Source organism: Chryseobacterium gossypii (genome assembly GCF_041361455.1).
Classification (GTDB): Bacteria; Bacteroidota; Bacteroidia; order Flavobacteriales; family Weeksellaceae; genus Chryseobacterium; species Chryseobacterium gossypii.
This window is the reverse complement of record NZ_JBGCUR010000001.1, coordinates 99,249-120,071: the sequence shown is the minus strand read 5'-3', so window position 1 is coordinate 120,071 and position 20,823 is coordinate 99,249. Positions and strand designations below refer to the sequence as shown.

The 20,823-nt window shown below is 33.0% G+C and carries 21 protein-coding genes; all 21 read right to left on the bottom strand.

Annotated elements, in window-relative coordinates:
* Positions 1 to 5 precede the first annotated feature (5 nt).
* Positions 6 to 2,348, bottom strand: a complete 2,343-nt coding sequence (locus ABMQ40_RS00600; protein WP_370895459.1) for a GumC family protein — start codon at positions 2,346 to 2,348, stop codon at positions 6 to 8.
* A 105-nt stretch (positions 2,349 to 2,453) separates the two neighbouring features.
* Complete coding sequence (locus tag ABMQ40_RS00595; RefSeq protein ID WP_370895457.1) at positions 2,454 to 3,515, bottom strand: glycosyltransferase; 1,062 nt, start codon at positions 3,513 to 3,515, stop codon at positions 2,454 to 2,456.
* Between the two features lies 1 nt (position 3,516).
* Positions 3,517 to 4,797, bottom strand: a complete 1,281-nt coding sequence (locus ABMQ40_RS00590; protein ID WP_370895455.1) for an O-antigen translocase — start codon at positions 4,795 to 4,797, stop codon at positions 3,517 to 3,519.
* Positions 4,797 to 5,897, bottom strand: a complete 1,101-nt coding sequence (locus ABMQ40_RS00585; protein ID WP_370896129.1) for a DegT/DnrJ/EryC1/StrS family aminotransferase — start codon at positions 5,895 to 5,897, stop codon at positions 4,797 to 4,799. The genes ABMQ40_RS00590 and ABMQ40_RS00585 overlap by 1 nt, the downstream gene beginning before the upstream one ends.
* 6 nt (positions 5,898 to 5,903) lie before the next feature.
* On the bottom strand, positions 5,904 to 6,389 hold the full coding sequence (locus tag ABMQ40_RS00580) for an acyltransferase (protein ID WP_370895453.1): 486 nt from the start codon (positions 6,387 to 6,389) through the stop codon (positions 5,904 to 5,906).
* Positions 6,382 to 6,801 (bottom strand): sugar 3,4-ketoisomerase, encoded by a 420-nt coding sequence (locus tag ABMQ40_RS00575; RefSeq protein WP_370895451.1) that lies wholly within the window; start codon positions 6,799 to 6,801, stop codon positions 6,382 to 6,384. The genes ABMQ40_RS00580 and ABMQ40_RS00575 overlap by 8 nt, the downstream gene beginning before the upstream one ends.
* Positions 6,794 to 7,201, bottom strand: a complete 408-nt coding sequence (locus tag ABMQ40_RS00570; protein ID WP_370895449.1) for a sugar 3,4-ketoisomerase — start codon at positions 7,199 to 7,201, stop codon at positions 6,794 to 6,796. Before ABMQ40_RS00570 ends, ABMQ40_RS00575 begins: the two co-directional genes overlap by 8 nt.
* 101 nt (positions 7,202 to 7,302) lie before the next feature.
* Positions 7,303 to 7,926 (bottom strand): DUF3575 domain-containing protein, encoded by a 624-nt coding sequence (locus tag ABMQ40_RS00565; protein ID WP_370895447.1) that lies wholly within the window; start codon positions 7,924 to 7,926, stop codon positions 7,303 to 7,305.
* A 23-nt stretch (positions 7,927 to 7,949) separates the two neighbouring features.
* Positions 7,950 to 8,489, bottom strand: coding sequence for a sugar transferase (locus tag ABMQ40_RS00560; protein WP_370895445.1), 540 nt, complete (start codon positions 8,487 to 8,489; stop codon positions 7,950 to 7,952).
* 195 nt (positions 8,490 to 8,684) lie between these two features.
* Positions 8,685 to 9,821 (bottom strand): DegT/DnrJ/EryC1/StrS family aminotransferase, encoded by a 1,137-nt coding sequence (locus ABMQ40_RS00555; RefSeq protein ID WP_370895443.1) that lies wholly within the window; start codon positions 9,819 to 9,821, stop codon positions 8,685 to 8,687.
* Positions 9,822 to 9,829: 8 nt separating this feature from the next.
* Positions 9,830 to 10,435: an acetyltransferase gene (locus ABMQ40_RS00550; protein ID WP_370895441.1), complete on the bottom strand. Its 606-nt coding sequence runs from the start codon at positions 10,433 to 10,435 to the stop codon at positions 9,830 to 9,832.
* 12 nt (positions 10,436 to 10,447) lie between these two features.
* Entirely contained in the window at positions 10,448 to 11,053 is a 606-nt protein-coding gene (locus ABMQ40_RS00545; protein WP_370895439.1) for a sugar transferase, read from the bottom strand.
* Positions 11,054 to 11,056: 3 nt separating this feature from the next.
* A complete protein-coding gene (locus ABMQ40_RS00540) occupies positions 11,057 to 12,256 on the bottom strand; it encodes a glycosyltransferase family 4 protein (RefSeq protein ID WP_370895437.1) in 1,200 nt (399 codons plus the stop codon).
* Between the two features lies 1 nt (position 12,257).
* The gene (locus ABMQ40_RS00535) at positions 12,258 to 13,385 is read right to left on the bottom strand and encodes a glycosyltransferase family 4 protein (RefSeq protein ID WP_370895435.1); all 1,128 of its coding nucleotides are present in this window, start codon (positions 13,383 to 13,385) and stop codon (positions 12,258 to 12,260) included.
* On the bottom strand, positions 13,386 to 14,117 hold the full coding sequence (locus ABMQ40_RS00530; protein ID WP_370895432.1) for a hypothetical protein: 732 nt from the start codon (positions 14,115 to 14,117) through the stop codon (positions 13,386 to 13,388).
* A gap of 64 nt (positions 14,118 to 14,181) precedes the next feature.
* Positions 14,182 to 15,408 (bottom strand): O-antigen ligase family protein, encoded by a 1,227-nt coding sequence (locus ABMQ40_RS00525; protein WP_370895430.1) that lies wholly within the window; start codon positions 15,406 to 15,408, stop codon positions 14,182 to 14,184.
* Positions 15,398 to 16,537 (bottom strand): glycosyltransferase family 4 protein, encoded by a 1,140-nt coding sequence (locus ABMQ40_RS00520; protein WP_370895428.1) that lies wholly within the window; start codon positions 16,535 to 16,537, stop codon positions 15,398 to 15,400. Before ABMQ40_RS00520 ends, ABMQ40_RS00525 begins: the two co-directional genes overlap by 11 nt.
* Positions 16,538 to 16,543: 6 nt before the next feature.
* Entirely contained in the window at positions 16,544 to 17,680 is a 1,137-nt protein-coding gene (locus ABMQ40_RS00515) for a polysaccharide pyruvyl transferase family protein (protein WP_370895426.1), read from the bottom strand.
* Positions 17,670 to 18,221, bottom strand: coding sequence for an acyltransferase (locus tag ABMQ40_RS00510; protein WP_370895424.1), 552 nt, complete (start codon positions 18,219 to 18,221; stop codon positions 17,670 to 17,672). Before ABMQ40_RS00510 ends, ABMQ40_RS00515 begins: the two co-directional genes overlap by 11 nt.
* Positions 18,218 to 19,687, bottom strand: a complete 1,470-nt coding sequence (locus ABMQ40_RS00505; protein WP_370895422.1) for an oligosaccharide flippase family protein — start codon at positions 19,685 to 19,687, stop codon at positions 18,218 to 18,220. Before ABMQ40_RS00505 ends, ABMQ40_RS00510 begins: the two co-directional genes overlap by 4 nt.
* Positions 19,684 to 20,814: a non-hydrolyzing UDP-N-acetylglucosamine 2-epimerase gene (gene wecB, locus ABMQ40_RS00500; protein ID WP_370895420.1), complete on the bottom strand. Its 1,131-nt coding sequence runs from the start codon at positions 20,812 to 20,814 to the stop codon at positions 19,684 to 19,686. Before wecB ends, ABMQ40_RS00505 begins: the two co-directional genes overlap by 4 nt.
* Between the last annotated feature and the right edge of the window lie 9 nt (positions 20,815 to 20,823).

The following is a 20,823-nucleotide window of genomic DNA, read 5'->3' as shown; positions in this document are numbered from 1 at the left end:
GCTGATTATTTCTTAAAAAAGTGCCACCATTTCTTTTCTTCATTTGAATAACCATACTGATTACCATAAGCAAAGTTTGTTTTCTTTATATCATTCACTACAAATACAGGATTTTTCAGGTTTTTATTTTCTGCATTTTTATTAGCGAACTCCACATAACTCTTTAGGGATATTTCAGATCTTACGACATATACTGTGGCATCTGCAAGATGTGCAATTAAGAAGGAATCTGTTACAGGCATTAAAGGAGCTGTATCCAATATAACATAATCATACTTATTTTTAACTTCATTAAGCAAAGCTTCATATCTGTCATTTTGTAAAAGATCAGTGGGATTAGGAGGAATTGCTCCCGAATAAATAAAGTCAGTGCCTGAAATAAAACCACTTGGGTGAATAATTTCATCTACATTTTTAATATCTGAATTTAAAAACTCTGTTAATCCCTGTGCCACCTTCATTGAGGGATTGTACCTTTGTAACTGTGGATTTCTAATATCACTTCCTATGACTAAAACCTTTTTATTAGGGGTTGTTAATGCTAAAGCTAAATTTACAGAAACAAATGTCTTCCCTTCTCCTTTCATAGAAGACGTTACCATAATGATTTTGGCATTCTGATTTTTACGTAATACAAAACGTAGATTTGTGACCAGAATTCTAAACGATTCTGCCAATGGAGACAAATCATTACTTTTTAAAAGTTGCTCTGATTTTTTTAATGTTCTAGGAATTTCAGCAATAACAGGAATACCTGATAATTTTTCAACATCATTCTTTATAACAATTTTATCATTTAATAATTCCCTGATTAATATATATATTGCTGGCAATAAAAAACCAATTAAAAGACCTCCCGCAAGAATAAATATTTTCTTAGGTGCAACAGGTTTTTTTAAGGCATAGGCAGAATCAATAACTCTTGCTTTATTAGATGTAATAGCCATTGATATTGCTGCTTCTTCCCTTTTTTGTAACAGAATAAGAAAAAGGTTTTCTTTTATTTGTTGTTGTCTTTCAATATCTCTAAAAACACGTTCTTTCTCCGGAATCGTAGCTATGGAATTACTGGATTTTACCTTCTGTCCTAAAATATTATTACGGCTTATCTGTAATGCTCCTTTATCCTTTAACAAACTTTCTTTTATGTTATGCCGAAGACTTGATATTTGGACATCCAAATCTTTTATAAGAGGGTTTGAAGGGGTTGCATTATCCAATAATCGGTTCCTTTCCTGAACCAATTTGTTATAATTATTGATACTGGCTACAGCAACTGGATTCTGCAATCCAACATTAGCCGGAATTAGCTGATTCGAGGAATAGTTATTCAAATAGTTTGACAACATATTATTGAGTTCAATTTGAGTGTCTAGTTCAAGCATTTTCTTTTTCGCTTCCTCATTAATTTCAAGATTAATCCTTGCATCACTTTGAACATCAACTATCTGGTTCCGAACTTTAAAATTTTGTTTTTCAGATTCTACATTTCCCAATTCTTTAGAAATAATAGCAATCCTTTCATCAATAAAATTTTTTGTCTTTTCTGACTCTGTGTTTTTATCATTGATCGCATAATAATTATATTTTTTTACCAGTGTATTTAGAATCTCTACTGCCTTATCTTTATTAATATCAATTATATTAATTCCAATCACCGTAGCATCTTTATCCAATAGATCTACAGAAATTGCCTTTTGATATTCTTCAACTGCATCATCAAATTCCACATATCTGAAATAAATATCATCAAGTTTGATCTTATTTGCTTTCCTTTTATTGAAATTGTTATTTTTAGTAATAATAATATCAGCATAAGGTAACCTGATTAATCGATTATAGCTTGCCTTTATGTCTTTCTCCAATTCTTCTGAAGACAAAACAATTCCATCAGTTTCAATTTCAATATGAATTGGTTCTTTAGGTTTTTCAGCATATGGATCTTCTCTCACCAAAGCTATATTAACCGGATTTGTATCTTTATATAATTCTATATCATAAAAACTCTGTTTTGCATATACAGGAGTCTGAAGCCTCAAATCTTTTACAACGTCTTCCACAATTGTCTTGGACTGTAAAATTTCCAATTCATTTTCTATACTATTAGTTCCCATTCCACCAAAACCAGGGACTCCTTGCATAATGCTCATATCCCCAACATCTGAAGACATCTTTTTTGCATCTTTTATCAAAATAGAAGTCTGCACTTTATAAACAGGTGTTTTAGATTTTATATATATAAAAGAAATAACAAGCATAATAAAGATGCTAATTAAAAAAATTGGCCATTTTTTTAAATAAGGGTTTATTATTTCATTCAGATTTAAATCTTTATTATTTATTTTCATATTGTTATTGTAGAAATATTTATTGGATAAAACACTTAAATTCCGCAAATATATTATAATTTAGAAGACTACATCAAGAATAATTATAATTTAAAAACAAAGCTGTCATTTTTCTTTGAAATAGGTTATCATTTTTAATGAAATTTTATTCCATTCAAAAACCTTTACATCTTCATATGCTTTTTCTATTTTTTGTTGTGTATCTCCGTTCATGATTTCAATTACTTTATCCGAAATTGCCATTGAATCTTTTATGGGAACTAGCCATGCATTTGAAGAAGAAGAAGGTAAATAGCCCGTAGTAATTACAGGGATCTTACATGCCATAGCCTCTATTACAGGATAATGTACAGCTTCCAGTTGAATGGTTCCTGCACAAATGTAAATGTTTAAAGATTGATAAAATTTAGCAAGATTCTGATCCCCGTCTGGCCTTAAAACTTTTATCCCCTCTTCCTTTTCTAAATTTATATCTCCAAAAGCAATATGCAACTCTATTTTATTTCCCAGTTTTTTCCTAAGGATCCTAAAAGCTTCAATAACATATTTTGTTCCTTTATATTCTTCAGATCTTCCGATTGTTCCTAAAATAAAAACAGTCTTAGCACTTACCTGGTGACTTGGACAATAATTCTGCATATCAAGTCCCGGAAACACAAACATATCAGTTTTAATTTCTCTATAATTCAAATACATTGGAGCATTTACAATCATATTAAGTCCTAAGGTATAAGATTTCTTGCTTAACCATTTAAAATACCGGGTCTTCAAATCTCTTTTAATATAAAAATCAGGCTCGTAAGCTTGTATATAATAGAACTTTTTGGCCTTAATACTTGATTTTTTAACCGGATATGCCGAAAAACTGTGATTAGCTAAAACAATATCAGCCTGAAGCTTGTTCAACGCTTTAGTTAATGCTGAAATTAATCTTATAGGTCCCAGTAAAGGCGAGATAGCATCTAGATTATGATTTGTTTCAATATTTCCTGAAAGATTATAATAAAGAATATCTGCTTTTGTAGGGAAATAAGGTGCCTTAGATTTTTCATAGACTAAAAACTGAACTTCATGTCCTTCTTTCATCCAGTAGTTTGCCAATTTCGATAGAACTCTCCAACCTCCTGACTTCCCAAAAACGCCTACTATGGGAATCAATATTTTCATATCACTTTTTGAATAAAATATTTTTAAATAATATAATCATCGTCCAAAAGTAAATAAAATAATTTACAAAATAGGCTTGCACAGCCCCGGTAAGCCCATAGTGATCAACAAAATAATAGGTCAATAAAATTTGTAAAACCGAAAATGAAATTTCCGTAAAAATGTAAATTTTACTCATTGATTTAGCAACCATTACAAAGGCCAGGATCCAACTCATTATCTTAAAAAAATCTCCCAAAAGTTGCCAAAAGAATAATTTCTTAATGGGGGCAAAGTTCGGAGTAAATAAAACAGAAACGACCAGATCTTTCAGAAAGAATATAGCCATAAGGCTTATCAATAAAACCGGAGTGAAGATTTTATATGTTTTGAATATTTCACTTTTCAGGCTCAGCTGGTCTTTTATTTCTGAAAGTTTTGGCAGATAGTATACACTAAATGTAGAAGTGAACAGCATCAGATAAAGCCCAGATATCTTATTCATAGACTCCCAGTAACCAGCATCAGTCATCGAATATTCATGAATAAGAAATCTCCTGATCACAAACTGTGTTAATGGAACAGCAATTGCAGAAACAATAGCCATAAGAGAATAATATGCATACTTTTTAACAATCTTTTTATCCCAAGATGCCCATAAATAAGGTCTTCTAAACCATTCCAACTTTTTGATGTAAAAAACCGTAAAAAAAACTATTACAGACTGATAGGTTACCATAGCAATCAAAGCCCCGCTGATATTGAGGAGAATTACCAGGCTTATTGTAAAAATAAGTCCGATAATACTTGTAATGATATTCACAGTGACAAATTTCCTGAATTCCTGATAACCATTCAGCACCGAAACAAAAAAATTGTTAATTGAAAGAAAGAAAAGACTGATCCCAAACAGAATAAAGATATAGGAATACTGTTCGTCCAAAAGTATGATTTTACTTAAAAAGCCGGATAAAAGTATGATTATGAATCCTATGGCAAGAGATAAACAGGCGGTTATTCTAAACCCATTGCCCAGAATTTTTGATAATATACTACGGTCTTCTTTGTATTCTGCTACATATTTTACAACTCCGTTATTAATTCCACCTGCACCCAAAGTGGTAAGAACTGTAGTAAAGTTTTGCAGCTGCCCGATAAGAGCAATACCGGCCGGCCCTACAATAGTTGCCAATACTTTTACAGTTATATAACTTGTAATGATCTTTATCAATGTAGAAATGCCCGTTAACGAAAAAACTCTTAACAGATTACTAGATTTCAGCCTTTTAATCAGATGAATCACTAAAATAAATTAAGTTTTTCAATGACTATACCAACTTCTTCATCGTTCATTACCGGGCTTACAGGTAAACTCAAAACTTCATTGTGAGTCTGTTCCGTGATTGGATAGCTCAAATGGTTCCATTCCTTATAGGCCTCCTGCTTGTGGGAAGGAACCGGATAATGTATTAGTGTCTGAATATTATTTTCAGAAAGATATTTCTGAAGATTTTCTCGCCCCTTTGTTCTTATTACAAATAAATGCCATACGTGTTCTTTTTCATTTTCAGGATATTCGGGAAGTATGATATCCGGATGAGTTATTTCTGTAATATACCGTCTGGCAATTTCCCTTCTCCTTTGGTTTTCCCCGTCAATATATTTAAGCTTAACATCCAAAACTGCGGCTTGAATCTCATCCAATCTGGAATTCAACCCCTGATAAATATTTACATATTTTTGATTAGAGCCATAATTAGCCAATGCTCTAATGCATTTAGCCAAATCCTCATCATTAGTGGTTATTCCTCCGGCGTCTCCCAAAGCACCTAAATTTTTACCCGGATAAAAGCTAAATCCGGCTGCATCTCCTAAATTCCCTGATTTTACCGAATTCCATTCTGCTCCTATTGCCTGGGCATTGTCTTCAATAATTTTAAGATTATGTTTTGTGGCAATATTCCTCAATTCTTCGGAAAAAATTATTCTGCCGTACAGATGCACAATCAATACCCCTTTAGTTTTTGAAGTAATTTTTTCCTGAACTTTAGAAACATCAATATTATAATGATCAATATCCGGTTCTACCAATACAGGGACCAGTCCGTTGTCTGAAATAGCTAAAATAGAAGCTATATAGGTGTTGGCAGGCACAATGATTTCATCCCCTTTCCGGAAGACTCCCAACTCTATATAAGCACGAAGTATTAATCTTAAAGCATCTAATCCGTTAGCGACTCCTATTGCATGTTTAGCGCCAATATATTCTGCCAAGTTATTTTCAAAATTTTTAACCTCCTTTCCCAGGAGATACCAACCGGAACGAAAAGTATCTATGATTCTTTGTTCAATTTCCTGTTGATGAACAAGGTTTATTTTTTGTAAGTCTAAAAATTTGATCATCATTTTCTATAAATAAATAATTTTTCCCTTTTCATCGATTATTCCCTTTTGTTTTGCCGGATTTCCAAACCAGACCGTATTAGCTGGAATATCTTTGGTAACAACACTACCTGCTCCTATCAAAGAATTTTCTCCAATCGTGTTACCTGCAATAATTGTTGAATTTGCGCCTATAGAGGCCCCTTTTTTTATTGTGGTTTTTGCAAAAGTTTCAGGATATTTTTTAGAACGGGGAATTAGATCGTTTGTAAAGGTAACATTAGGCCCAATAAAAACATTGTCCTCTAATGTTACTCCATCCCAGATCTGCACTCCGGACTTTATAGTAACATTATCTCCTATTTTAACATCATTCTCAATAAAAACCTGGCAATTAATATTACAGTTATTACCAATTATTGCATCTTTTAATATAACACAATATTGCCAGATCAGGGTGTTTTCACCAATATTTTCACTCTGAACATCAGATGATGGATGAATTTTAGCCATATTTCCTGATATTTAAGTAATCTTCATAATTTCTGATATAATCTTGCTCATTATACTCATGTGAAGCCAATACCAGGCAAATTGCCCCCGAAGAAAAATTAACTTCTGAAGCCCAGATTCCCGGTGGAACGTGTAAGCCTAAGTTAGGTCTATTAAGGAACACCTGCCTTTTATATTTGCCATCATCCAGGCTTACTTCAAAACTACCGCTGGCCGCAATCAAAAACTGATGGCATTCCTTATGGGCATGGGCACCCCTGCTTTCACCACCTGCTATATCATAGAGATAAAAAACCCTTTTTACATTGAACGGAAATTCTGAATTATTTTCAACAACAGTCAGATTTCCCTCATCAAAACTGATTTTACCCAAATCAATTATTGAACAATCAAAAACCGAAAGTTTATCCATTCTTTAAAGTTTTAAATTGTTCAAAATCTCTTATATAATCAGCTTCATTATAAATACGGTCAGAAACTATCAAAGCGAGGGAATTAGTTGAAAAATTTTCCATTCTTCGCCAATACATTTTAGGAATATATAGTCCGTAATAAGAACGGTTTAATGAGAACCTGAGTTCTTCTTTGCCATCATGTAAAACAATATCAAAACTGCCTGATAACGCAACAATAAATTCCTGTTGATCTTTAAAGGCATGACTTCCCCTTACTTCTCCTCCAGGCACATCATAGATCCAATAGGTTCTGGCAATTTCAAATGGAATCTGCCCCGGGTATTCATAAAAAGATAAGTTTCCCCTTTTATCAATTATTTTGGGAAGATATATCAATTTAGGTTTAGAATTATTCATTATCAATTATTACGACGTACAAATATATCTAAATATTTTACACAATCTTTGTACTATTATTATATTATAGCATAACCAGAAATATTTTAGCTATCACAATATCAATTTATTTTATATGTTAACATTAATCCCGCCCGGGTAGGAATAATTTCTCCACTTTTGTTCCATTTTCGGGCGCCGTCATATCTTTGATCATTGTCTTTTAAGTATCCTTTATATAATGATTGGGTAAATCCTATTCCGGCAAAGGCATCCAGCCCCCATCTTTCATTAATGACGAAGTGATACCCACCGCTTATTCCCCCTACAAAGGCTAGCCCTTTCTGATACCTTTCCGTTATCCGTGGGCTTCCGTTCGGTAATATTTCCGGATTACCATTTTCATCTCTTACAACCTTTGCTTTCCAATAATCCCATTTCTGAAGATTAAAGGCAGCTGCCGAAATATAAGCTCCGACATACCATTTCTTCATTTTCTCATTGAAATAATACCTGCCTTCCAACGTTCCCATATAAATCTGAAGGTTTTTGCCGGCAAAAGATTTCCAGGGTGAAACAAAAGCTTCTGCCTGCAATGTATAATTTTTCCTCAAAGGCTTCTCAACTGCAATATGAAGAATCCCTACCGGGGCCGAAGGTGCATTCAGCTTTATTTCTGTCTGGGCATTAAGTATAAATGCCGAAAATATACAATAAACTACACTTAGTTTGGAAATCAATTTCATATATCATAAATTTTCTGTCTGCATTATACCCGCAGGATAGAAAAGGCTTTCAATAATATTTGGATATCCGTTTTGAAGGATAGATTATGATAATATTCCAAATTCATCCTCACCTTATCCGGAAAGAGCACCTGATCATTATATTGCAAAGGAGCCTCCTGCTGATTTAATATTTCTTCTTCATTACTATATTTAATGCCCGCCTCACTGATCAGTCCCGGTTTCAGTTGGAGTACAAGCCTGTCTTCCCCTTCCAGTTTGTCATAATATCCGGGAATATCGGGGCGGGGACCTATTAGGGACATATCTCCTTTAAGGATATTGAACAATTGAGGAAGCTCATCCAGTTTGGTTTTTCTCATCCAATTGCCTATCCGCGATTTCCGGAAGGTTTTCGGGTGTATTGTCCTGAATTTATAAATATCAAACAGCTCTGCGTTTCTGCCAACTCTTCTTTGTATAAAGATCCCAGGGAAGCCTGTATCATAAGAAGTTAAAATTGTCAATAAAAATAGCATAGGAAGAAGCGTAATAACGGCAACAATTGTTATGCCGTAATCCATAAGCCATTTCCATAAGGGGTATTTTCTCACCATATTGAATTGAAGGCAAAGATATAAAATATGCAGGAAAACCCGTTTTGAAAAAATGATCCTGTGAAATTAAATTTTAAAAATTACTTTTAAATATATCGTATCCATATAAAAAATGGATGCCATATTCCATGCATCCATTTTTATTTTAATTTTTTTTCCGGTTTATTTTGAAAAAAGACCCGTAATGGCTTTTGCAATCCTGCTCCTGTCGTCGTCTGTAAGGTTAGATCCTGAAGGCAGACATAATCCGTTTGCAAAAAGAGTCTCTGCTACTTGTTCACCATAATAAGGAGCTTCTGCAAAAACAGGCTGCATATGCATAGGTTTCCAAAGTGGCCTGGATTCTATATTCTCTTCAAGAAGCGCCAAACGCAGATCTTCCCGTGTTTTACCTGTGATTTTATCATCAACTGTAATAGCAGACAGCCAGTGATTGGAATAAAAATCGGCATCAGGCTCAGAAAAAACTTCTACTCCTTCGATATTTCCAAAGAGATCTACATAAAAGCTATGCATATTTCTACGGGCTTCTATTCTGTCACTCAGGACCTCCATCTGCCCCCGGCCGATTCCTGCCGTAATATTGCTCATCCTGTAGTTATAGCCAATATGCGAATGTTGATAATGCGGTGCATTATCCCTGGCCTGGGTTGAAAGGAATACAGCTTTTTCCTTGTCCTCCTGCGTATGGCAGACCAGCGCTCCTCCTCCGGAAGTAGTAATGATCTTATTTCCGTTGAAGGATAATATACCAAACCGCCCGAAAGTTCCACAAACTTTTCCTTTATAGGTTGAACCCAAAGCCTCAGCGGCATCTTCAAGCAACGGGATTTCATATTTTCCGGCGATTGACATGATTTCATCCATTTTAGCAGGCATACCGTAGAGATGGACCACAATAATAGCTTTTGGCTTTTTACCTTTTGAAATTCTGTCTTCTATAGCCTTTTCCAATGTTGCGGGGCAAATATTCCAGGTATCTTTGTCTGAATCTACAAAGACCGGAACCGCCCCCTGATAAGCAATAGGATTGGCAGAGGCTGAGAAGGTCATAGACTGACAGATGACCTCATCGCCATGGCCTACCCCACATTCTACCAATGCCAGATGTAGCGCAGCAGTTCCTGATGAAAGGGCAGCCACTTTTACGTCTGCGTTTAAATAGTTTTCAATATCTTTCTCAAAACCGTCAACATTCGGGCCCAGAGGAGCAACCCAATTGGCATCAAAAGCTTCATGGATATATTTCAATTCGTTGCCTCCCATATGAGGCGAGGAAAGCCATATTTTCGAATTCATATAACTGTTTATTTTTTATTATCAATAAGTAATTTTATTATTTTACCCGGATTTCCTACTACGGTTGCACCATCAGGAACGTCTCTTATAATAACCGCTCCCGCACCTACAGTACACCATTTCCCGATTTTTATTCCCTGTATAACACAGGCTCCTATCCCAATATGGGTGCCCTCTCCTATATACACGTCTCCGGCCAAAGATGCATTAGGGGAAATATGTACGAAATCTTCCACTGTACAATCATGATCCACAGATGCATTCGTATTGATAATGCAATGTCTGCCTATTGATGATTCCGAATTTATAGTAACCCCCGGCATTACGACTGTTCCTTCCGATACTCTCGCCCTTTTGGAGACTACTGCTTTGGGATGAACAAGTGTTCTATAATTGAATTGTTTATTTTCTTCAACAATTTTTTTTCTGATCTCGTTATTCCCAATGGAAATAATAACGTCTATATCATCTTTGGGAATTTCGTGAATGACAGGATAATCCAGCAGCTGTTTTTTAGACAGATCTAAATCAATATAAGCATCAATAGTATATCCGTTTTCTTCCGCAACTTCAATAACTACTTTGCCATGACCACTCGCTCCGTACAAATACATAATATAATTCTGTTAATTATTTCCGTTAAAAGCCTCAGCTGTTGCCTGACCGGCCTGATTAATCCCTTCACTTTTGAAAACTTTTTTAAAGGTGGTAAGGAACACTTTACAATCTGTTGCAAAGGATACATGATCTACATACCATACATCCAGTTCAAATTTTTTTGTCCAGGAAATAGCATTTCTTCCGTTCACCTGCGCCCAGCCCGTAATCCCTGGACGAACTTCATGACGGCGTCTCTGGGTTTCATTATACAAAGGTAAATATTGTGGCAATAGAGGACGCGGACCTATAATTGCCATATCTCCCTTCAAAACATTAATGAGTTGCGGTAGTTCATCCAAAGACGTCTTACGGACAAATTTTCCAATGGGTGTCAGCCGTTCTGAATCGGACAAAAGGTTTCCTTCAGCATCCTTTTTATCATTCATGGTTTTAAATTTGATAATTTTAAAAATTCTCTCATTCAAACCCGGACGTGCCTGAAAAAAGAAAGGCTTACCCTGATTGGCAAAATATAGCCCTATCATAACAACCAGAAAAACAGGGGATAATAATATTAAGCCAATCAATGCTATAATAAAATCTAATAGACGTTTAACAAATTTTCTGTACATGGCTCATCTATTCGTTACTTCAACCTTTTCGATTACCTCTACAAATTGTTTGCATAAGATAGATTTATCATAAATTGTCTCTGCTAATTTACGGGAATTATTTCCCATCTCCTGAACCAAGCCGGGATTATTCTTAAGATACAATATCTTATCCACAAGTTCCTGAGGTTTATTAGGATTCACGTAATATCCGCAGTTATATTTCTCGGCAATATCCTTGGTCCATCCTGCCGAGTTCACAATAATAGGTTTTCCTGCTGAAAGAGAATCAAATAACTTATTGGGAGAATTAGTATACAAAATGGGCAGATCTAAAAATGATATCAATGAAACATCAGAGAAATTAACAATTTCGGAAACTTCTTTCATAGGAAATCTGCCTAGGAACTTTACATTTTTCAGCTGATTGTTTTCTACTTCATCAATTAAATCTTTTTCTGTGGATCCTCCACCTACAAATAGAAACTCTACGGAATCATCTTCATTTAGTAATTTAGCGGATTCTATAATTGTATGAGCTCCGTTAGCAAGCCCAAGGGAACCAAAATGTACAACTTTAAACGAATGATTTTTCAACCCCAGCTTTTCGGCCAGCTCCGTGTTTTTCTCCCGCGGCCAGAACTCATCCATTTTTGCCATATTGGGGATCATGCTTGTTTTTTCTTTCGGCACATATTGTAATACCCCATCCCGCATACCCGGCGACAAGGCAATAATATGTGATGCATTTCTATAGATCGTTTTTTCCAGCCAACGGGTTGTTCTGATGATCCACTTATTTTTTATAGCTCCCATCTGTATCGGGACTTCCGGCCACAAATCCCGGACCTCAAAGACAAAAGGTATTTTCTTAATCCATTTCAATACAAGAGCCGGTATTCCGATGGTCAAAGGAGTGGAAGTAGCAATTACCAGATCTATATTGTTCTGTTTCAAACTTATGGCAGAAGATTTATACATGAATTTCAGGAAAGCCATTAATCTTCTTGAAACACTCATCTTCTGATCATAGTCTTCTCTGATATACACAACTTCAATACCGTCTACATTTATTTTTTTTATTTTATCCGGATATTTCGTTGATGAGGTAATCATTATTACTTTATGTCCATTTTCTACGAGTTCTTTAGCAAGCCAATAAGATCTGGTCCCACCTGGTTCCTTAGGGGTAACAAAGTATTGATGGATATATAGGATATTCATTTTAATTATATAATTGACGGTAAATTTCAGCTATTTTTTTCCAGTCATGGTTTTGAGAAAGTTCTACTATATTAAAATTATATTGATAATAATTCAAAATTAATTTTTCTATTTTATTTTGAATTTCCTCGACCGAAGTATTTTCAACTTTTTCTCCGATGGAATCATTATAAAAGCCGTCAATTCCTTCATTTTTGGTATACAGTACCGGCAATCCCTGAAGTAAGGCTTCTACATAAACCAACCCAAATGTTTCGGCCTTCGAAGGCATAGTGAATATATCACTCTGTTGGAAATGTTTTTTTAGTTCTCTTAGGTCATCTATTCTTCCTAAATAATTAAAATAAACATCATTCTTAATTAAATCAAGGGTTCTTTTTTCATCATTTCCTTTAGCTCCTATTAAAGTCAATCTTAGCTTCGGACTATTCTTATTTTGATTTATATTTTTGACTGCTTTTATCAGATTGACAATATTCTTCCCTTTATCAAATTTTCCGATGTAAAGCAGTTGAATTATATCTTTATCAGTAATTTGTTTTCTAGCAGAAACTTTATTTTGAATCCAATAAGGATCAACACCATTAGGAATAATTTCAACTTTATCTTTGATTTTGTCAATAATGGAAGATAATCGTTCATCTTCAAATATTCTGTTTTTATAAACTGCAGAAATTGTTATTATTTTACTAGCATTCAAAAAGATTTTTCTTCCATAATTTCTTTTATGAAAAAAATATTTCCAAAATAAATTCAGATCTGTGTTTCGTACCGCTACAATATAAGGTATATTATATTTTTTATGAAGTTCATATGCAGCTCCTCCATCACTGTACCATGTATGAGCATGAATAAATGTAACTTTTGTGAGATCGACTTTTGACTCTATATCACAAACTATTTTTTTTATTTTTTTCTGATAAAAAATCCGGTCTGTATATTTGGATAAGATATTACTATATATAATCTGAGAATGACTAACACTTAAGTCTATTTTATTTTTTCCATTACGCCCCGCATCTCTTATTGGATTATAAATTATCTGCTCTATACCTAGAGTATCTAATTCTCTAATTAAATTTTTATAAACTGTAGATCCTGAATAGTCATTTGTAATATGAAGAATCATCTATTGTAATATTTTTATTGTATTATCCAATTTCTGGTTAATATTGATTGTTTCTTTAGATGGTTCCCAATAAATAACCCCGCTGACTTTGTTGTTTTTGTATCTATAGTCTTTGATCAGTTTTAAATATGTGGTGTATAAACTGTCATTTATTACGCTTCCACCCGAAATCTTATTATATGGATGTACTTTGTACCAAATGAATGGTAAAACAGGTTTGTTTACTTTTGCAGCCATTTCAAAGGTAAGATCCAAATTTGAAAAAATATAATTTTTAAAATAATTGTCACTTTTTTCTAAATCAGAATACATCAAGTAAAGTGATGGGGTTAAATAATCAACAACCTGGAGCAATGGTTTCAGTTTATTATAGTCATTATAACTTTTTTGGAAATCATAATTAAAATTAAATGGAATCCCATATAATACTACTTTAGCATTAGGTCTCATTTTTTTTACAAAACGGACCATTTCTACAAGTTTGTCAATATTTGATTTATAATTTTTGTCAGAAACGCCTTTTTTCTTTATATCTTGATATATTTTGTTTTCAATATCCAGAACTATCAGATCAGAGCTTTGTTTATCTGGGATGATACTGTTAATTCCTTTTTGTAAGGAATTTAAATCTATTATGTTTTTTTTATTCCTATCAATATAATATTGTCCAAAAAAATAATAATTTTTTATACAATTCGCACATTGAGAAGTACCTCCTCTGTTCTGCGTCATGTTTTTTTGATTCTGGGTATATCTTTTATTCTGAGTGAAAATTTCTAAATCCTGGGCCTCTAATTTAGATCCTACTGACAACAGAAGGATAAGAAGAATGACATAACTTTTCATATTTAAAGGAAATGAGTGTTAAAATTAATGAATACCACAATAAATTATTTGAATATATATTATTCGAAAACATACTAAAAATAAAAAACTGACATAAAATCATGGGAATCCACCCTGTAAAATGATCTTTTTGAATAACAAATTTACCTTGTATTAAAATTGTCCGTAGAAATAATATTACAAGTATCATTCCAATGAAAAAGCCGGTTGCCATAAATCCTTCTATAAATAAATTATGAGGATATGAGCCCATATAAGGGTTGGTCTGTATAACAAAGTGTTTTCCTAAAAAAGGATGATCCATAAATTCGTTTAAGGCAACATTATATAACTTTTCTCTTTCATTATCTTTTTCAAAGGTTGACGCCAGCCTCTGAAGGAAATTACTTTTAAATAGACTGCCAAAAAAATCCATGATTTCAAAAAAGAAAGTTCCAATAAAAAAGGCTGGTATGCTCAGATAAAATACCCCTTTTGTCCCCTTTTTCATTATAAAAAAATAAATCGTTGACAATATGAGTGCTATAAAAGGGCTTCTACTTGCAGAAACAAATATAGTCAGGGTTCCTATAGCTATTCCGAGTATATATATAATTGAAAATAATTTATTTTTTCCTGTAACCAGTTTATAAATGGATAGTAAAGCCAGCATTGTTCCATATTGCCCATATACCAAAACACCAATTTCGAGATCTCCTACATTCCTTCCCGTAATATTACTATTGCTTCTGGATATCAATGATCCTAATAATAATATGTATATTGTATAGTATATTGTATTGAGTATTGTTTTAAAATTTAATTTTTTGGAATCAATAACTATCAATGCCAAACAAGGAATCAGCACTACCCCAAAAGCAAATTGTACATATTCAGAATAAGTTTTATTAGGAGCCAACTTCACTGGTGCATAATAAATATCTTTTAAAAGGAAAAACGAATAGAAGACCCAAAAAATTATGAATAGCTGATACTGGTTCAGTATTTTTAAGCTAAAACTCTTAGATGAAATATTAATTAAAAGGATGAATATACTTAAAAGCAATACCAATACACGATACAGTATATTTATTCCATTTCCTTCTATACCCAGCATAGAAGGAAGAAAGCTTGAAATAAGGAATCCTGCTAAAGAAAAGATTACATAAAAATTATAAAGCTTTTTTTTAATTTGCATTATATACTTTATTTACAAAGTTGATCCAATCCTGTTTCCATTTTGTTTCATTAAATGAGGCTTCAACTGTTTTCTTTGTATTTCCGGAAATTTCTTTCAGTTTATCCGGATTTTCAATTAAAAAACTAATCTTCTCAATAAAATTCTCACTATGAGGGTTCATAATATAGCCGTTATAACCATCCAAAATAATGTTAGTCATTCCACCAACATTAGAAACAATAGGAACGGCCCCGGCAGCCATGCCTTCCAACAATGAAAAAGAAGTTCCTTCACTACCATAAGTAGGAACCAGAGTAATATGGTGCTCGAGATTGAACTTTTCTGATTCTCCTATGCCATATTTTGTTATCAGTACATTGGGAAAATGCCCCAGTTCCTGATTTAATTTTTCTTTCAGTGGACCATCTCCACATATTGTAAATTCTACATTCTTATATCTGGAACTAATTTCTTTCACAATATCGATCAATATATACACTCCCCTCATCATTTCAAATCTTCTTGCAAACAATATTTTGATACTTTTATGAGAAATTAGATTGATGCTAACTTTTTCTGATGGTATGGCATAGTTGGGAATTACAACAGTTTTTTCTGAATAGTTACGGGGTAATATAGTCCTGATCCAATTCACAAAGTTATAGTCTACACATACAACATTTTTACATATCAAAAAGTCTTTGGCATTTCTGTAACATTGTAACCACTTATATACTGTTCCTATCCAATTTTTTTTTAAAAAAGAAGGAAATGCATTATATGAGATGTAATCGAATGATATTCCATGTTGTATAGATATCGTTTTTGAATATCCTTTCAGCTTAAAAGCTATTTTATCCGTTCCAAAAATCACTACATCATCAGGATATATCTCGTCTTTTACCTGATGAAACACTTCTTTTATCTGACCTTTTAATGATTTTTTTAGTTCATTCTTTTTTCCTATAATATTTATATCATTATATGTAGATTCAAAGTCTTTGTCCGCTCCTTGATAAATTCTCACTTCATTCCCTGCCTCTTTCAAAGCTGCTCCCAATCCTATCAGGTAATTTTGTATTCCTCCTACTGTTATATGATCTCCCTGACGATCCATCACTGCCAAATAAAAAATATGTACTTTCATCCTTGATTATAATGTTTTATAATATTCCTTTAGCTCCGAGAACATCTGATCGGACAAGTGTCTGAATTCAAGCATCTTTTGAGTAATCATATTTTTTCTATGATTATAATTTTCATTGATTAAACCAATTTTAGAATAAAGATCATCTAAGATAAACGGCCTCTCCCAGCAAAAGGAACTTTCTTTATATGTCTCAGAGATAAATTTTAATTTCTGCTCTACTTCAATAGTAATAAACGGAGTTTGTAATAAAGTGGCAAAAATAGCTCCATGGAAGCGTGCAGTAATAAAAAGATCAAATTTGGAAATTTTTTCTAAAAAGGAATCAAACGTATCCTTTTCCGGATTCCATAATATGATATTTAATTCATTTCTTTTCCCATACCAGTAGAGATCAGACTGGATATCAAATAAGATATAATTAACCTCATAACCCTCTTTTTCAAGTCTGGCTGATGCTTCCTGTAAATGTTCATAATATTCACCTCCTCCGTTCGCATAATTCCAATCCCTTACAATAATCCCGATTTTTTTTATTTCTTTTGAATCATTTTTATAATTTTCCAGAAAATGACTTCTGAATGAATAACAAATATCCGGGGACAGAACCGGTTTATCCACTCCCCATCCTTTCGCCTTTTTCATGGCAAATTCATCTCTTACTCCTACAAAATCAGATTTGGCAAATAAATTCGCTGTTTTGTTTTCAACAAAAGAGTTTTCGATATCAAAAGGACCTACTCCAACCCCTACTAATGCTATATGCTTGGCATAATCACTTATTTGAAATTTATTTTCAATATAATTATTTTTCAGAATTTTTTTTCTTATATAGCTCTTGATATGGTTAGGGCTTAATATTTTATCCTTCAATCCTTTTTTAGAAAGTCTGTTTTTTTTGAAATGATAAAATTGGGTTCCTCCTCCATATATCAATAAATTTGAATAAATAGGTTGTTTAATTTTGTGATAGTCAAATACCTTTATACCAGGCAAAATGTTACTGATATAAGATGCCGACTGACATAACAACATTATATCTTTTGAAACTGTTTCCAATTCAGTAACAATAGTATACATTAATGCATCGTCCCCAAAGTTACCAAAACCATACCCCCCTCTAATAACTATATCAGTTTTCATTCTTTAATTTTAAATAAATGTTATCCTGCTTTTTGTTTATTAAATAATCCTCAATATTGGTCCTTTCCTTAATTATCTTTGCTGGATTTCCTCCAACGATTGAAAACTTCGGTACACTTTTAACAACAACGCTTCCAGCAGCAATAATTGATCCTTCTCCAATTTCAACTCCAGGTAATATTATGACACTGTCACCTATCCAAACATTTTCTTCAATTAAAACATCTTTGATAATTAGTTCTTTATCATAAGGGATTGCCTTAATATTGTCAATATAATTATGATTGGCAGTATGAATAACCAATCTTGGTCCTATTATAGTTCCTCGTTTAATCTGAACTTTCCCAAAACTGGAAATAAAAGCATCGGGACCTACATACACATAATCTTCTATGTATATTTTTCCTATATCAGTAAATTTAAAACCTTTCGATATTCTCGATTTATTACTAATATTCTTTCCTTTTATCAATTGAATTCTATAGGCATGTATTTGTTTTTCTACAAAATTCTTTAATTTAAATAAAATTTTCCCTATCATTTTACATAAGAATTATACCATTTATAAAAAGTTAAAAGGCTTAACCCTAAAAAACATAAAGCTATGAAAATCCTGATTATTAAATTAGAACAATAAACAAATGACAAACAGGATAGTACAATAATGATGATTAAAAAGAAATGTTCTTTTGAAATTATTAAATTTTTACTGATAAGTCCTTTTTTTAAGTAAAAGGGAATAAATATTACAGTATTAATAAAATATCCTATTAAAAAACCAATCGCCCTTCCTATAGCTCCATAATCAATTAATAAATAACATGCAGAAATGGTAATAACTGCCCAGGTCATATTAGAAAATACACTGAACCACATAAAATTACCAGCAGCAAAGTTTCTAGCAATGCCTTGTCTTTGAGCAATAATAATAGTAGATAATGAAACAATTATTAATGTAAGATACATTTCACTATTCTGATATTTACCTCCATAAAGGCCTGAAAATAAATCTGGTAATACCAAGATAGGTAAAAAAAGTACGACTCCTATAACATAGGATTGATTAATATTGAAAAAATCAAATTTTTTATTATCCTTTCCAAAGTTTTTCATAGTTAATGGATACGTAACCTGTCCGATAACACCTAATAACAAAGTGGCTACCTGAGAAAAGTTAAATGTAGCATTATATATACCTAATTGATAATATCCGTGTACACTATTCTTAATCAGCATTGAATTACAGATCAACACAACAGGACTTAACATAATACTACTAATAAAGGAAGGTAATGTAAAATTGTATACCGTTTCCAAATGTTGCTTTAGCCCTCTAAAAGTGAATTTTATCTGTTTTTTATTCAATTCCTTCTGTAATAGAAAAGCTGAGCATAACCATATAGAAAAGTTAATGACTACTAGAGAAACCACAACTCCATAAATTCCGAACTTATACGCTGAAAATAATATTAATGGTAAGGAAAGAATCCCATTGACCATATTAACGAATGAAATACTTTTAAAATTCTCAAGCCCCGCTAATGCACCTGTCTGGAGCCCATTTAGAGAAGAGAAGAAAATAGCAAATGCACAAAGAAATACTTCTTTTGACATTTTTTGACTCCCGACAATATATTCTCCTACTTCCTGATTGAATATTAAAGAAAAAATAAGTATCAGAGCTGCCAACAAGAATACAGACAGTCTCGTTAATGAATAAATCTCACTCGCTTTTTTTTTATCAGTTTCTGCATATAATGCAAGATATTTTGTTGCAGTCACACCAAAACTGGCTAAGCTGAAAGTAGTGAATGTATTAATATATGATTGAAGCAATCCCAGCTTACCATAACTATCCACAGACAATATCCTCGCAACAAGAAAAAGGGCTATAAATACAAACCCTTTGGAAATCAAAGTTCCCAAAAACGACCAGAAAACACCTTTTATTATTTTTTGTTGGGTTCCTGATCCTAAAACTTTATTATATAATGCTTTTATATTCAATTTATATAACTTCCTGATAATATGAATTCTGCAATCCTTTGGCAAGCATGCCCGTCTCCATAAGGATTATGGAGCTGCCCCATAGAATTGTACCGTACCGTATCATATAATAAACTTTGTGTTTCAGCCACAATCTTATTCTTATCCGTTCCTACTAAAATTACTGTTCCTGCTTCTACAGCTTCCGGACGCTCAGTAGTATCTCTCATTACCAGAACTGGCTTTCCCAAGCTTGGGGCCTCTTCCTGTACCCCTCCTGAATCAGTTATAATCATATAGGATTGATTCATCAACCATACAAATGCAGGATATGCCAATGGCTTTATAAGTTTTACATTGTCAATATCTGACAGAATTTCATGAACAGGTCCTTTTACATTAGGGTTAAGATGAACTGGATATATAATCAAAACTTCAGGATTCAAAACTGCGATCTCTTTTAAAGCTTCACAAATATTGATGAAACCCTGCCCGTGGTTTTCTCTGCGATGGCCTGTGACCAAAATTAATTTCTTTGAAGAGTCAACAATTGTTTTTAAATAATCAATCTCTTCATTTGATAAGGTATTTACACGGTCTGCACTATCTAACAATGCATCAATTACTGTATTTCCTGTAACTAAAATATCCTTAGCATTTACATTTTCCTCAATCAGATTTTTCTGTGACTGGGAAGTAGGCGCAAAATGAAAATCTGCTATCCGGCCTGCTACCTGGCGATTAATCTCTTCAGGAAACGGAGATCTTTTATTGTGTGTTCTCAAGCCTGCCTCTACATGACATACTTTAGCCCCTGCATAAAACGCAGCTATACTTGCGGCCATTGTTGTTGTTGTATCACCGTGAACATATACAAAATCAGGCTGAAACTCTTCTAAAACAGGCTTAAGCCCGGTAATGATGTCTGCAGTCAATGTATACAAGTTCTGGTTAGGCTTCATTAAATTCAGGTCATAATCCGGTGTTATTTCAAAGAAATCCAACACCTGATCCAACATTTCTCTATGTTGTGCTGTAACACAAACTTTTGTTTCAAACTCTCCATATTTTGAAAATTCTTTGACTAAAGGAGCCATTTTTATAGCTTCAGGTCTTGTTCCAAATATGATTAAATTTTTCTTTGTCATATTAAATTT

Bases quoted from the DNA above. Each gene is read 5' to 3' on its own strand.
- ABMQ40_RS00600 (WP_370895459.1), bottom strand. From the start codon at position 2,348: ATGAAAATAAATAATAAAGATTTAAATCTGAATGAAATAATAAACCCT.
- ABMQ40_RS00595 (WP_370895457.1), bottom strand. From the start codon at position 3,515: ATGAAAATATTGATTCCCATAGTAGGCGTTTTTGGGAAGTCAGGAGGT.
- ABMQ40_RS00585 (WP_370896129.1), bottom strand. From the start codon at position 5,897: ATGATCAAATTTTTAGACTTACAAAAAATAAACCTTGTTCATCAACAG.
- ABMQ40_RS00580 (WP_370895453.1), bottom strand. From the start codon at position 6,389: ATGGCTAAAATTCATCCATCATCTGATGTTCAGAGTGAAAATATTGGT.
- ABMQ40_RS00575 (WP_370895451.1), bottom strand. From the start codon at position 6,801: ATGGATAAACTTTCGGTTTTTGATTGTTCAATAATTGATTTGGGTAAA.
- ABMQ40_RS00570 (WP_370895449.1), bottom strand. From the start codon at position 7,201: ATGAATAATTCTAAACCTAAATTGATATATCTTCCCAAAATAATTGAT.
- ABMQ40_RS00565 (WP_370895447.1), bottom strand. From the start codon at position 7,926: ATGAAATTGATTTCCAAACTAAGTGTAGTTTATTGTATATTTTCGGCA.
- ABMQ40_RS00560 (WP_370895445.1), bottom strand. From the start codon at position 8,489: ATGGATTACGGCATAACAATTGTTGCCGTTATTACGCTTCTTCCTATG.
- ABMQ40_RS00555 (WP_370895443.1), bottom strand. From the start codon at position 9,821: ATGAATTCGAAAATATGGCTTTCCTCGCCTCATATGGGAGGCAACGAA.
- ABMQ40_RS00550 (WP_370895441.1), bottom strand. From the start codon at position 10,435: ATGTATTTGTACGGAGCGAGTGGTCATGGCAAAGTAGTTATTGAAGTT.
- ABMQ40_RS00545 (WP_370895439.1), bottom strand. From the start codon at position 11,053: ATGTACAGAAAATTTGTTAAACGTCTATTAGATTTTATTATAGCATTG.
- ABMQ40_RS00540 (WP_370895437.1), bottom strand. From the start codon at position 12,256: ATGAATATCCTATATATCCATCAATACTTTGTTACCCCTAAGGAACCA.
- ABMQ40_RS00535 (WP_370895435.1), bottom strand. From the start codon at position 13,385: ATGATTCTTCATATTACAAATGACTATTCAGGATCTACAGTTTATAAA.
- ABMQ40_RS00530 (WP_370895432.1), bottom strand. From the start codon at position 14,117: ATGACGCAGAACAGAGGAGGTACTTCTCAATGTGCGAATTGTATAAAA.
- ABMQ40_RS00525 (WP_370895430.1), bottom strand. From the start codon at position 15,408: ATGCAAATTAAAAAAAAGCTTTATAATTTTTATGTAATCTTTTCTTTA.
- ABMQ40_RS00520 (WP_370895428.1), bottom strand. From the start codon at position 16,537: ATGAAAGTACATATTTTTTATTTGGCAGTGATGGATCGTCAGGGAGAT.
- ABMQ40_RS00515 (WP_370895426.1), bottom strand. From the start codon at position 17,680: ATGAAAACTGATATAGTTATTAGAGGGGGGTATGGTTTTGGTAACTTT.
- ABMQ40_RS00510 (WP_370895424.1), bottom strand. From the start codon at position 18,221: ATGATAGGGAAAATTTTATTTAAATTAAAGAATTTTGTAGAAAAACAA.
- wecB (WP_370895420.1), bottom strand. From the start codon at position 20,814: ATGACAAAGAAAAATTTAATCATATTTGGAACAAGACCTGAAGCTATA.